The sequence below is a fragment of the Lacinutrix gracilariae genome (assembly GCF_042684485.1).
In the GTDB taxonomy this organism is placed as follows: domain Bacteria; phylum Bacteroidota; class Bacteroidia; order Flavobacteriales; family Flavobacteriaceae; genus Oceanihabitans; species Oceanihabitans gracilariae.
The window spans coordinates 118,433-132,526 of the sequence record NZ_JBHULM010000001.1 but is presented as its reverse complement, the minus strand read 5'-3'; the positions used below and the strand labels follow the sequence as shown (position 1 = coordinate 132,526).

The window sequence follows — 14,094 nt, the reverse complement described above, 5'->3', positions numbered from 1 at the left end:
AATTAAATATACAAAAATTACTGCTACAGATAACAATTAGAAATATTAGCTTAAAGCAAAAAAAACCTATGGCATGTTTTTGTTTGCTATAGCTTGTAAAATAAAGTCTAATTCTGGATCCTTATTTTGTTTTCTGTCTTGAATAGTTGGCAAAACTTTGTAATCTGGTTTTACACCATAACCAGCTGGCTCTTGCTTAAAAGGTGTTTCTATCTGCATTAAACCAATTCTTATTTTTAATTTGGTTTCAGGCAATTCATATATTTTAAAAATTCCAGCTACTGTAGAGTTATATGCTCCTCCTGTTTCTTCACCAACAAAAACAGCTCTTTTATTTGCTTGTAATTGGTTAGACAATATAGAAGATGCAGAAAAAGAATGTCCATTAATTAGCACATAAACGTCTCCTTTAAAACTATTACTTTTAGGTGTTGTTTCTTTTATTTGTTTAAAGTTATAGTACAACTTGCCATTCTCTTTTTTGGTTTTAATCAAGTTATGCGTAGCAATTATTGGCGAAAATACACCAAGAAAAATTTTAAATCCTGTAGATGTTGTATTAGACATAAATGCCTTTAAATAAGGAATTCTAGTGTTTACTTCTGCTGGCTCTAGAAATTGAAATGGTTTTTCTGCTAAGTACGAATACAACTCTGTTATTTCGGCAAGACTTCCTCCTCCATTATTTCTTAAATCAAGGATTAAATTTTCGGTTTTTGAAGAATCTATTTTCTTAAAAACTTCTTCATAAAAGGTTTTATATTTTCCGCCCATAAAGCCTCTTATTTTCATGTAGGCAACAGTACTGTCTTTTCCTATAAATTCTATATTTCTAGTATATTCCTTCCTAGACTTATTATAACCATATAGTTGATTATGCTTTCGTTTTACTTTTGCTTTTTGTTTGTTTTCCTTACGTTCTGCTTTTGTTAGCTTAACTTTCGCCTCCTTTTTTAACGTATCACTTACTATAGTGTCATTCTTTTTTTTATCCTTATTTACATACTTAAACGCTCTATTAAATATAGAGTCTTCCTTTTTAAAAGTAACGTGTAAGCTATCTATAAAATATTTATCGCTATTGTAATAAGAAGCAAATCTCTTTCCTAAAACTCTATCATATAATGTAGTATTATATCCATCTGAAGTTATTAAGTTTTTGTATTTATTTATAATATCTGTAATAGAATCCTCTTCTATTTTAACAACTTCACTTCCTATAAGAAAAGAGTCTTTAGACCTTGTATTAATTACTAGTAAGGTATCTTGTAAATAATCAAAATCTAAATTATTAAACGTAAATTCTTTTTTAGTATATGCTTTATATTCCTTTCTTGTAAAATGTTTTTTTGGAGCAAATACACTAATATGGCCTTGTTTAATAGCGCCAATAACCGGATAAATTTTAGCGTAAAACTGATAACTTGTAAGTGGCTTATCTATACTTTTTTTTAGACTATCAAATTTATAATCTAAACGTTCTTCACTAATGTATAAATTAAGATTAGGATGTAATTTTTTAAGCTGTGTATATGCTTTATCTACGTCTTTATGCAAAGACTCTACACTGTGTAAAGATTGTATTTGTTGATTAAATTTTTCTGCACTAGAGCAAGAAGTAATAAGTATTGCTATTATTAAAAGAAAGAAACAATTTTTCATTAAAAATAAGGTAAGGTTTTCATTTGGTTTTAAATATAGTGTAATTTTAAATTGAACTCCTTTACTTTCAGGTTTTTTAATAAAAAACACTTTAAATTTTTATACTTTTAAATTTACACATTTATTGCTGTTGTGTGCTTTACTTGATTAATTACAAACATACTATGCGTACTACCAATATGATTAATTTTTGTTAATCTATTAACCATAAATTCTCTAAAAGCTTCCATATCTTTCACCAATACTTTTAAAAGATAATCATAGTCACCACTAATGTGGTAGCACTCTAAAACTTCTTGTAAACTAGTAACTTCCTTTTCAAATTTTATTACATATTCTTGTGTATGCTGTACAAGCTTAACATGGCAAAAAGCAACAAAAGACTTATTTACTTTTTCTTTATTCACCAAAGCCACGTACTTATTTATTACACCTTGATTTTCTAGCTTTTTAATTCTTTCATAAACTGCTGTAACAGAAAGATTAAGCTTATTAGACAACTCTTTATTGGTTTGTTTACTATCTTGTTGTAAAAGCTGAATTAGTTTTTGGTCTATTGCATCAAAAGTCATTTCGAAAAATTTTCAGTAAAAACAGAAATAATTCTATTTAAAATTAATATTAAACTACTAATATAATAATTAATAGATTTAAAATCTAAATAACACAACATCTATTGATTATTAATCTAAATAAATAGAATTTTACAACTATATTAACTAAATCAATTCTTTATTATGGCTTTTAAACCAGCAAACAACATACAAGACTTACAATATTTTGGAGAATTTGGAGGTGTAAACCCATCTATTTCAGACTCCTCAACCTATACTTTTTTATCAGCAAAAACAATGTTTGATACTTTTGAAGGTAATGCAGATGGATGTTATTTATACTCACGCCACTCTACACCTTCAAATCTTTATTTAGGAGAAGCACTTGCTGCTATGGAAGGTACAGAAACAGCCAACGTTACTGCATCTGGAATGGGAGCTATTACACCTGTTATTATGCAATTATGTGGTTCTGGAGATCATATTGTTTCTAGCAGAACTATTTATGGAGGAACCTACGCTTTTTTAAAAAACTTTACACCTCGTTTTAATATTGCAACTACTTTTGTTGATATTACCAAACTAGATGTGGTGGAAGCTGCTATAACACCAAACACAAAAATAATTTACTGTGAGTCTGTAAGTAACCCTTTATTAGAAGTTGCAGATATTGCAGGATTAGCCAAATTAGCTAAAAAACACAACCTTAAATTGGTTGTTGATAATACATTTTCTCCATTATCCATTTCACCAGCTGCATTAGGTGCAGATGTTGTAATACACAGCTTAACAAAATTCATCAACGGTTCTAGTGATACTGTTGGTGGCGTTGTTTGTGGTACACAAGAATTTATTGATAATTTACGCAATGTAAATGATGGTGCATGTATGCTTTTAGGAAGTACTATGGATAGCCTACGTGCTGCTTCTGTTTTAAAAAACCTAAGAACACTTCATATAAGAATGCAACAACATAGTTTTAATGCAAGCTATTTAGCCGAAAAATTTGAAGGTTTAGGGTTAAAAACAGTATATCCAGGTTTGTCCTCACATCCTTCGCATGCTTTATTTAAATCTATGATGAATGATAAATATGGTTTTGGCGGAATGCTTACCATTGATGTTGGCTCACTAGATAAAGCCAATGCCTTAATGGAAATGATGCAAGAAAAAAATCTTGGTTATTTAGCGGTAAGCTTAGGTTTTTATAAAACGCTATTCTCTGCTCCTGGAAGCTCTACTTCTTCAGAAATTCCGGAAGAAGAGCAAAAAGAAATGGGATTAAGTGATGGGCTAATTCGTTTTTCTATAGGATTAGATGCAGACATAGAACGTACATTTAATAACATGAAAGCTTGCATGTTAGCCTTACATATTATTTAATTCTAAAATTATACTTTAAGATAAAATAAAGGTTTGAAGAAATTCAAGCCTTTTTTTGCATTTGCATACTTTATCGTAAAATCGTAACATTACACTTCTTAAACTAATAATATACATGCACAAAGACGATAATCTTTCCGAAATTAATATTCAAGACCAAAAAATAATGGAAAACAAAGAGCTTAATATATGGGAAGCTCTTATACCTGTTGTAATATTAATGAGTTTATTAGCTTACAATATCTTTTTTGCAGAAGGAGAAATGTTTGGAGAATACTCCAATCAAATTATTTTATTAATTGGTGGCTTTGCTGCTTTTATTGATGGATTATATAACAAAGTTTCGCCTTTAGTAATGGTAAAAGAAATTGCAGAAAACCTTAAAAGTGTCTTTGTTCCTATCATGATTCTTTTTCTTGTTGGTGCATTAGCAGGAACTTGGCTTATTAGTGGTGTCATTCCTGCCATGGTGTATTATGGTTTACAAGTATTAAGTCCTGCTATATTCTTACCAGCTTCGGTAATTATTTGTGCTATTATTTCTATTGCAACTGGTAGTAGTTGGACCACCTCTGCAACCGTTGGTATAGCATTAATTGGTATTGGTTCTGCCTTAGGTATAAACCCAGGAATGATTGCAGGTGCTGTAATTTCTGGAGCATATTTTGGTGATAAAATGTCTCCGCTTAGTGATACCACAAACCTTGCTCCTGCTATGGCTGGAACAGATTTGTTTACGCACATTAAATATATGACCATGACCACAGTACCTACACTTATAATAACCTTGATTGCTTTTTCTATTATGAGTGCTAATACAGAAACAACAGGAAATGCAGATATCACTGGATTATTAACGAGTATAAAGGCTACTTTTAACATTACACCTCTTTTATTTATTGTACCTGTAACCGTTGTTGCTTTAATACTATTAAAAACAAAACCTTTAGTAGCTTTAACTTCAGGTGTACTACTAGCAGCTGTTTTTGCTTTTATTTTTCAAGCAGATGTGCTTAATGCATTATCCGATTCTAATATGTCTGCAGTTATAAATGCTATTTTTACAGACACACAAATTACTACAGATAATGAAAAATTAAACGATTTATTTAGTGCTGGCGGAATGCAAGGTATGGTTTGGACCATCTTATTAATTTGCTGTGCCATGATATTTGGAGGTATTATGGATGCTATTGGTGCCTTATCAAGAATAACTAAAGAACTTTTAAAACTTGCAAACTCTGTATTTGGCTTATTTGCTAGTACAGTAATTAGCTGTTTAGGATTAAATGCCATAGCTTCCGATCAATATTTAGCTATTGTTATTCCTGGAAAAATGTTTAAAAAAGCGTATGAAGACAAAGGTTTGGCTCCAGAAAACTTAAGTAGAACCTTAGAAGATTCTGGTACTGTAACCTCTGTACTTATTCCTTGGAATACCTGTGGAGCATACCAATCTAGTGTTCTAGGTGTTGGAGTTGGTGAGTATTTTGTCTACGCAATATTTAACTGGCTTAGTCCTTTTACAACTTTATTTTTTGCTGCGCTTAACCTTAAAATAAGACAACTTAAAACTAAATAACTGTAAATTATCACATTTACATTTTACTATAATAAAAATTTATAGCCTAATAAGATTTTAAAATTTTATTAGGCTTGTTTTTTTATGCTTCAACTGTATCTTTGTCTACTGAAAAAACAATGTATTAATTAAAAAATTTTTATAGAAATGGCTATAGTAGGAAAACAATTTCCAGATTTAAATGTAGACGCAATGAACGAAATGGGAGACACTTTTAAAGTGAACGTTCTTGAAGAAGCAAAAAACAACAAGAAAAAAGTATTATTATTCTGGTACCCAAAAGATTTTACTTTTGTTTGCCCAACAGAATTACATGCTTTTGAAGCTGCTAAAGCAGAATTTGAAAAAAGAAACACAATTGTTATTGGTGCTTCTTGTGATACTCCAGAAGTACACTTTGCATGGTTAAACACACCAAAAGACAATGGAGGAATTGAAGGTGTTACTTACCCAATTTTAGCAGACTCTAACCGTAACCTTGCTTCTACTTTAGGTATTTTAGATATCACTAATGAAAAATATAACGAAGAAACAGGAGTTGTAACTGTTGAAGGTGACAATGTAACCTATAGAGCTACTTACGTAATTGATGAGGATGGCATTGTACAACACGAAGGTGTAAACAACATGCCTATTGGTAGAAACGTAAATGAGTTTTTACGTATTATCGATGCTTTAACTCACGTACAAGAAAAAGGAGAAGTTTGTCCAGCAAACTGGGAAGAAGGAAAAGACGCAATGTCTGCTGATGCTAAAGCAACTGCAGCTTACTTAGCAACTCACTAAAAAACACAAATATTATGGTACAAGAATTAAGTCAAGATAACTTAAATGAAATTATTACTGCTAACAAAACCGTTGTTGTACAATATTCTGCAACTTGGTGTGGTAACTGTCGTATAATGAAACCAAAGGTTAAAAAATTAGCTGGAGAGTTAGAAGATATTACGTTTGTTATCGCTGACGCGGAAAAATTTCCGGAATCAAGAAAATTAGCTACAGTAGATAATTTACCAACGTTTGCCACTTTTAAAGACGGAAAATTTGTAAATCAAACACAGACAAACAAATTTGATGTTTTAAAAGAATTAGTTGACGAAGTAGCATAATATTAAAACACATTTCTGTCTTGGCAGAAATAAAAAATAAAACTATTTATGAAATTACCTGTAATAAAACACCTAACACAATTTATTGAAGACAATGATGAAGACTATATTGTTGAAACCATTGAAACTTTAGAAGCCTTAACCGAAGTTCCTTCATTAAAAGATGAAGAACTAGACGTTATTGGAGAGCTAATCTCTAATATGTATGGCGCTATTGAAGTAAATAAAATGATTAAAGATGGTGCCTCTAAAAAAGATGCAGCAAATAACTTTATGAAACGTGTTTTAGGTTCTATTGATAAATAGAAAATTGAAAAAGAAAAATTAGTATTTAAAACCACTTTGCACTTGCAAAGTGGTTTTTTTTGTTAAAAACAATTGGTTAACCAATTATTTTTCTAACTTAGTTAAAGCATTATCATTGTATTTCTACAATAATCCACTCTAATGCAAAAACTTATTACAAACAAAAACTAACTAATAATGACTAAACAACCTATTACAGCACTAGCAACATGTGTGCTACTAAGTATTTTTACAACATTAAATAGTTGTAAGAAAGAAACCAAACCAGCAGAAACAGCCAAAGAAGTAACTACAGAAAAAAAAGTGTACGCAAGTGATGTGATTCCGTTTTTTGATGATTGGAAATTAATTCTTGGAGATGGCTCCAACGCAGGAATTGCTAATAATTTTGAAAACAAAGATTTCTTTTATACTGTAAATGAAAACAACACCAATTGGGTAGTTTTTAAAGCTCCTAACGGAGGAGACACACACGGAACCTCTAACAATACTAGAACCGAATTAGCGCAAATAAAAAAATGGTACCCAAAAACAGCTAATGATAAATTAACAGCAACACTTAAGGTTATGAATGTTTCTGCTACAGGTGATGCTCGTGTAGCTGCAACACACGCTGTGGTTGTAGGACAAATTCATAGTGCAGATGCCTTTGAGAACGAACCACTTAAAATATTTTACAAAAAGTTTCCAGGACACACCAAAGGATCTGTATTCTGGCATTATGAAATAAATACAGCAGGAGATGATAATTCTAAAAGATGGGACTATTCTTCTGCAGTTTGGGGAAACGACTTTTCTGTAGTTGGCACAGAAGAAAACACCTATCCAGAAGAACCTAAAGATGGTATTGCTTTAGGCGAAGAATTTAGCTATGAAGTAGTAGTTAAAGATGGTATGATGCACTTAACCTTTACTAGTGAAGGTCATGAAACAAAAACCTTTACCAAAAACCTTATAGCTTCTGAATATGCTACAAAAGCAGACATACCTGAGCAAACAAAAAAATTATTTGTACCAATTGGTCAAGATGGTGTAGAACGCAAAGAAGCATACACAGGTGAAGGCTGTTTCTTTAAGCTTGGTGCTTACAACCAAACCAACGGAAAATCACCAGAAGTAAACAAAAATTGGTGTTCTGGAGCAGAAACACATAATGGAGATATACAAAAACAATATGCAGATGGTAACTATGCCGAAGTTTGGTTTAAAACCGCAAGCATAAGCGTAAGTGATGCTGCTGTATCTAATGAAGAATACTTCTCTAAAAACGATTAAAAAAAACTGTAATTAAACCAATTACAATAAATATTTACCTAAAACCACTATACATTAACATAGTGGTTTTTTGTTGGCAAATGCCCTTGAAATTATAAGATTTTTCCACTATATTCGTTTAACCACATATTAAAAATAGCAACATTAATAGGTAACAATACAAACAACACAATCATTAAACACAAAAAACAATGAAAAAAGTACTATTCTTAACAGGAGATTTTACAGAAGATTATGAAACTATGGTTCCTTTTCAAATGCTTGAAATGGTAGGCTATGAAGTGCATACCGTTTGTCCAGACAAAAAGAAAGGAGACAGCATTAAAACTGCAATCCATGATTTTGAAGGAGACCAAACGTACACCGAAAAACCAGGACATAATTTTGTATTAAATTACAGTTTTGATTCTGTAGAAGTAACAGATTATGACGGTTTAGTTATTGCTGGAGGACGCGCTCCTGAATATTTAAGATTAAATAAAAAAGTAATTGAAATAGTTCAGCATTTTTTTGAAGCAGATAAGCCTGTGGCAGCTATTTGTCACGGAATTCAAATACTAACAGCTGCAGATGTTGTAAAAGGAAAAAAACTTACTGCATATCCTGCTGTAGGACCAGAAGTTACCTTAGCAGGTGGCCATTTTCAAGACATTCCTGCAGATGGCGTGTTTGTAGATGGTAACCTTGTTACCTCTCCTGCTTGGCCTGCACACCCAAGTTTTATAAGAGAATTTTTAAAAATTATGGGAGCAACTATTTCAATATAACACTCTAACTCCTTCTTTATTAACCTGTTTTATATGTTATAAAGAAAAAATAAAATTGGTAAAACCACTTTGCTACAGCTTAGTGGTTTTTTTATGCTTTACATGCACTTATAATTATATTGTATTGTTATGTGTCATACTTCTTGTACTGCTTAGCGAAGCAGACAAAAAATTAAACGTAAAAAAACACAAACATCTTTATTGTCTAAAAACAGAAGGACTTACTCCTATATGCTTTTTAAAAAACCTAGAAAAACTACTCATAGAATCAAAACCTAATATAAAAGCCAATTCTTTGATGGTAATTTCACTTCTAACGAGTCTTCGTTTTGCTTCGGTAATTTGTCTTTGCTGAATAATTTGTTTTGCCGTTAGGTTTAGTTTTTCTTTTAAAATTTGATTTAATCGTTTACTACTAATACCTATTTTGTCTGCATAAAAACTAGTGTTTGTTTTTTCTAAAAAATGAATTTCCATTAACTCTAGAAACATAAACACTCTTTTTTGACTTAAATCTTGTTTTAAAAAGCTATTATTTTGAAACCTTATTAAATGTAGCAACAACACCTTAAGCAAACTTTTAAGCATTATATAAGATACAGCATCACTATAATATTCCTTTTTAAGCAAATCATTAATTTTAAGTATTTGCTCCTTTTCGGTTTGTTGTGTTAATACAAATTGAGGAAATTTATTAAAAAGTGACATTACATCTAATACATATTCAATATCATCTTCATCAATAAGATCACGCTCAAAAAGAAGTAAAAGACCTGCTTTTTCCTTAAATACTTCGTTTTTAAAAACTTCATTTAAAGGCTTAAAATAAATGGTTAAATTGTTTTCAGAATTACTTTCAAAATAAATTCCCATAGAATTTCCCGAAAGCGACTCTAAATCACTGTCAAATGTTTCTATAATTTGAATTTTATTCTTCCAACTTGTTATGCTCATCTACTTATAAATATCTTTCAAAAATAGGAAGAATTTATCAAATTTAGTTTTTCGATAATTTTTCAAACATAAAATAAATTACACAAGCAATAATAAAAGCTAAAACTACTGCAATGCCATAAATTGCAGTATAATTATCGGTAAAATACTCAATAAATGTAGAAAGAAACTGACCACCAAAAACACCCATAGAAAACAACCCTAAGTTTTTCCCTTGGTTATGCAACGTGCTTGCTTCAAGAATCATATGATTTAAGACAGGAATAGTAAACCCAAAACCTATACCTATAAAAATTGTTGCTAGCACTAAAAAAGGTACGCTTATGGATGCTGCCAACACCAAATAACCTAACATAAAAAATAAAAACCCAAAAACAACTGTTTTACCTGCTCCAAATGTTTTTACCATTTTAGGCATTTGACTTGCAGTTATTATAGCTATTAACGAAATAAAAGCCATTAAATAACCGGTTTCAGATTTACTAAAATGAAATGATTCTGGTAGATATAAAGGCAAAGTAACAAAGCCTACAAAAAATAACATCATTGCTAAAAGTGATGACACAAAAATGAGTTTAACTTTAAATTTACTTTTACTTTCTTTTGTTTCTGTATTATCCTTATTTTCTATTCTACCCTTAGGTTTTGGTAGTATGGTAGCCACTAAAAACAAACACAGCAAAGCAATAAGGTAAATGTAAAAAGGAAATTGCCAATCCATTTCGCCTAAAACACCTCCTATAGCTAAAAATAAAACACCTCCAAACTCTATAGACATTCCTTGCCAAGCTATCATTTTCATTCTTGACTCTCCGCTAAAAAAATCTGCTATATATGCCGTTACAGATACTTGTACTGCTACTGTTGCAGCACCTAACAATATTCTATCTATAATTAACAGATAATCATTGGTAATAAATGCACCAAAAAAACCTAAAAAAGCATATGGTACAAGTCCTAAACTTAACAGCTTAAGGATTCCTAATTTATTTAAAAGTTTACCAACCAAAGGCGCAAAAAGAACCACACCTAAAGATGGTAATGTAATAAGCCAACTAGCCGAAAAACCTAAGTTTTTGTGTTCTACAATTCCTGATAAAGAAGGAGCAATAACAGCACCTACCATTATGGTTAAGCTACTAACAAATAGCAAGGTGAAAATTCCGAAGTTTGATATTTTATCCATGCAGCAAAATTCTAACTATTCAATTAGAAAAGGTTTACCACTTTTCTAATTTACTATACAAAAATGGAAATGTCATCAAATAAGCCACGCTATACAGCTGTTGGCATACATCACAAACTTTCTTTATCAATTCAATATTGTAAAAAATTAAAAACTAATAGTTATATAAGTAAGAATTGGAAGTTTATAAACCAGAATAAAACACATGTCCATAAACTTGAATTAATCTTGTTTAAAACAAATTACACTCCTTTTAAATAAGTAGTACTTGTATCAAATAAAACGGAGTTTAAAGAAAGCTTTTACAAGTTAACCCTAAACTCCGTTTTTATTATGCGCGTTTTTTTATTTTAAAAGCGCTACAATTTCTGTAAAGCCTTTATTTTCTGCATAGTCTAAAGCCATTTTTCCTTCATTATCTTTAATAGTAGCATCTGCTTGATGCGCTAATAACAATTCTACAATAGCAACTTTATTGTATTGCGTAGCAAATGCCAACGCTGTAGTACCATTATTATTCACCGCATTTAAATCTGCTCCGTTTTCAATTAAATATTTTGCAAAAGCCACGTTTCCTTTAAAACTTACACCAATTAAAGCAGTGTTTCCAGAAGCATCTTTATCGTTTATTGGTGCTTGGTTTTCTATTAATATTTTGGTAGCAGCTTCGTTATCAAAATAAGTTGCCAAAATTAATGGTGTAAAACCACGTTGGTCTTTTGCTTCGGCTAATCTTGGGTTTTCTGATAATAAGGCTTTTAAAACAGCATGATTTTGGTTGCGTATACTTTCAAAAACAGCATCTATATTTTCCATTTCTTTTTCTTTTATAATTTTTTTTTCATAAAAAAGGAATGAACTTTATAAATCCATTCCTTTTTAATTACTTTCCTTTTTTCTATTTTATATCAAAACGATTAGCGTTCATCATTTTTGTCCAAACAGCAACAAAGTCTTTTACAAATTTTTCTTTGTTGTCATCTTGTGCATATACTTCTGCATAAGAGCGTAAAATAGAGTTAGAACCAAATACTAAATCTATACGAGTTGCTGTAAATTTAACTTCTCCTGTTTTACGGTTTTTAATTTCATAAATACCGTTTTCTAGAGATTTCCATTCGTAAATCATATCGGTAAGATTTACAAAGAAATCATTAGTTAATGCTCCTTCATTTTCTGTAAACACACCATGTTTTGTTCCTCCATAATTGGTTCCCATAACACGCATTCCTCCTACTAAAACAGTCATTTCTGCTGCTGTTAAACCAAGTAGCTGTGTTTTGTCTAGTAACATTTCTTCCGGACTAACTACATATTCTTTTTTCTGGAAGTTTCTATAACCATCTGCAAGAGGCTCTAAAGACTCAAAAGACTCTACATCTGTCATTTCTTGTGTAGCATCTCCTCTACCTGGAGCAAAAGGTACGCTTACACTTAACCCTGCATTTTTAATGGCTTTTTCTACACCAACATTACCTGCTAATACAATAGTATCTGCAACGCTAATACCAAATTCTGCCGCAATAGGTTCTAACACAGACAATACTTTTTGTAATTGTTCTGGCTCATTAGCTTGCCAGTTTTTTTGAGGTTCTAAACGAATACGTGCTCCGTTTGTACCACCTCTAAAATCAGATCCTCTATAAGTTCTAGCACTATCCCAAGCAGTAGAAACCAGTTCTGCAATAGATAAATTAGTACTTGCAATTTTATTTTTTACAGCATCTACATTATAATCTGTATTTCCTTTAGCTACTGGATCTTGCCAAATTAAATCTTCTTGCGGTACATCTGGGCCAAACCAACGGTCTTTTGGTCCCATATCACGATGTGTTAGTTTAAACCAAGCACGTGCAAAAGCATCAGAAAAAGCATCAAAATCATTTTTAAATTTTAATGAAATCTCTTTATAAATAGGATCCATTTTCATAGCCATATCTGCATCTGTCATCATAGGATTATAACGTGTAGTTAAATCTTCAACATCTACAGGCATATCTTCTTCTTTAATACTTACAGGTTCCCATTGCAAGGCTCCTGCAGGACTTTTACGTAATTCCCACTCGTGATTAAAAAGCATTTCAAAAAAGCCATTATCCCATTTTGTTGGGTGTGTTGTCCAAGCTCCTTCTAATCCACTAGTTACAGTATCTCTACCTATACCAGATTTTGTAGGATTAGACCATCCTAAACCTTGTTCTTCTACTCCTGCACTTTCAGGTTCAGGACCTAAAATACTAGCATCACCATTTCCGTGTGCTTTACCAACTGTATGTCCTCCAGCAGTTAAAGCAACCGTTTCCTCGTCATTCATAGCCATTCTCTTAAACGTCTCTCTTACTTGTAGAGCCGTTTTTAAAGGATCTGGCTTACCATTAACACCTTCTGGATTTACATATATTAATCCCATTTGTACAGCTGCTAAAGGATTTTCCATGGTAGCAGGATTTTCAACATTAGCATAACGCTCATCACTTGGTGCTAACCATTCTTTTTCTGCTCCCCAATACACATCTTTTTCTGGATGCCATATATCTTGTCGACCAAATGCAAAACCATAGGTTTTTAATCCCATACTTTCATAAGCAATTGTTCCTGCAAGAATAATAAGGTCTGCCCAACTTACTTTGTTTCCATATTTTTTCTTGATTGGCCAAAGCAAACGTCTTGCTTTATCTAAACTTACATTATCAGGCCAAGAGTTTAAAGGAGCAAAACGTTGGTTCCCTGTTCCTCCTCCTCCACGTCCATCTGGTAATCTATAAGAACCTGCTGCATGCCAAGCCATTCTAATCATTAATCCTCCATAGTGTCCCCAATCTGCAGGCCACCAATCTTGAGAATCTGTCATAAACTCATGAAGATCTTTTTTAAGAGCATCCACATCTAGTTTTTTTAATTCTTCATGATAATCAAAATCTGCTCCTAACGGATTTGTTTTTGTATCGTGTTGGTGTAAAATATCTAAGTTTAGTGTATTTGGCCACCAATCTGTTACTGTTTTTTCTGTGGTAGTAATTGCTCCTTGCATAAAAGGGCATTGACTAATATCTCCATTATTGTTATGATCCATTTTTATATCGTTTTTAAGTTCGTTTAATTTTTGATAAAAGTAATTCTAAAGCAAATCTTACATGTATAAATAAAATTGATTGTTTTTATTTTACCATAAGATTTAACTATCATCCATACTTAAAGTTAAACAAAGAGATTTATTAAAACAAAATTAAAAGGCATATCCAGAAAGAATTAACCTGAAAGAAACATACATTACCAAGCTAAAAATAAACATCTTAGCTAAAAAGAAAATTCACTT

13 protein-coding genes are annotated in these 14,094 nt (G+C 31.4%); 7 read left to right on the top strand and 6 right to left on the bottom strand.

Translation table 11 applies throughout. The features are described from left to right. Positions 1-66 precede the first annotated feature (66 nt). Positions 67-1,662 carry a S41 family peptidase gene (locus ACFSSB_RS00565; RefSeq protein ID WP_379899869.1) on the bottom strand — a complete coding sequence of 532 codons (1,596 nt, stop codon included), beginning with the start codon at positions 1,660-1,662 and terminating at the stop codon, positions 67-69. 113 nt (positions 1,663-1,775) lie between these two features. After that, positions 1,776-2,234: an Lrp/AsnC family transcriptional regulator gene (locus tag ACFSSB_RS00560; protein ID WP_379899867.1), complete on the bottom strand. Its 459-nt coding sequence runs from the start codon at positions 2,232-2,234 to the stop codon at positions 1,776-1,778. A 165-nt stretch (positions 2,235-2,399) separates the two neighbouring features. Between ACFSSB_RS00560 and ACFSSB_RS00555 the strand changes: the two genes are divergently transcribed. The 7 genes from ACFSSB_RS00555 to ACFSSB_RS00525 all read left to right on the top strand — a co-directional run bounded on the left by ACFSSB_RS00555 (position 2,400) and on the right by ACFSSB_RS00525 (position 8,638). Beyond that, positions 2,400-3,599 (top strand): aminotransferase class I/II-fold pyridoxal phosphate-dependent enzyme, encoded by a 1,200-nt coding sequence (locus ACFSSB_RS00555; RefSeq protein ID WP_379899865.1) that lies wholly within the window; start codon positions 2,400-2,402, stop codon positions 3,597-3,599. Positions 3,600-3,714: 115 nt separating this feature from the next. Then, positions 3,715-5,181 carry a Na+/H+ antiporter NhaC gene (gene nhaC, locus ACFSSB_RS00550; protein ID WP_379899863.1) on the top strand — a complete coding sequence of 489 codons (1,467 nt, stop codon included), beginning with the start codon at positions 3,715-3,717 and terminating at the stop codon, positions 5,179-5,181. Positions 5,182-5,328: 147 nt separating this feature from the next. Further along, complete coding sequence (locus ACFSSB_RS00545) at positions 5,329-5,967, top strand: peroxiredoxin (protein WP_215968116.1); 639 nt, start codon at positions 5,329-5,331, stop codon at positions 5,965-5,967. Positions 5,968-5,981: 14 nt separating this feature from the next. Further along, positions 5,982-6,290 (top strand): thioredoxin family protein, encoded by a 309-nt coding sequence (locus ACFSSB_RS00540; RefSeq protein WP_379899860.1) that lies wholly within the window; start codon positions 5,982-5,984, stop codon positions 6,288-6,290. 48 nt (positions 6,291-6,338) lie between these two features. Beyond that, entirely contained in the window at positions 6,339-6,596 is a 258-nt protein-coding gene (locus ACFSSB_RS00535; RefSeq protein WP_379899858.1) for a DUF6952 family protein, read from the top strand. A 177-nt stretch (positions 6,597-6,773) separates the two neighbouring features. Further along, complete coding sequence (locus tag ACFSSB_RS00530) at positions 6,774-7,871, top strand: polysaccharide lyase family 7 protein (RefSeq protein ID WP_379899856.1); 1,098 nt, start codon at positions 6,774-6,776, stop codon at positions 7,869-7,871. Positions 7,872-8,062: 191 nt separating this feature from the next. Beyond that, positions 8,063-8,638, top strand: a complete 576-nt coding sequence (locus ACFSSB_RS00525; protein ID WP_379899854.1) for a DJ-1/PfpI family protein — start codon at positions 8,063-8,065, stop codon at positions 8,636-8,638. 198 nt (positions 8,639-8,836) lie between these two features. Here ACFSSB_RS00525 and ACFSSB_RS00520 read toward each other — a convergent pair whose 3' ends face one another. From ACFSSB_RS00520 to katG, 4 genes are all read right to left on the bottom strand, one after another. Then, positions 8,837-9,592, bottom strand: coding sequence for a helix-turn-helix domain-containing protein (locus ACFSSB_RS00520; RefSeq protein WP_379899852.1), 756 nt, complete (start codon positions 9,590-9,592; stop codon positions 8,837-8,839). A 43-nt stretch (positions 9,593-9,635) separates the two neighbouring features. Continuing rightward, positions 9,636-10,778, bottom strand: coding sequence for an MFS transporter (locus ACFSSB_RS00515; protein WP_379899850.1), 1,143 nt, complete (start codon positions 10,776-10,778; stop codon positions 9,636-9,638). Between the two features lie 345 nt (positions 10,779-11,123). Next, entirely contained in the window at positions 11,124-11,594 is a 471-nt protein-coding gene (locus ACFSSB_RS00510; protein ID WP_379899848.1) for an ankyrin repeat domain-containing protein, read from the bottom strand. Between the two features lie 82 nt (positions 11,595-11,676). Next, entirely contained in the window at positions 11,677-13,851 is a 2,175-nt protein-coding gene (katG, locus tag ACFSSB_RS00505) for a catalase/peroxidase HPI (RefSeq protein WP_379899846.1), read from the bottom strand. Positions 13,852-14,094: the final 243 nt, after the last annotated feature.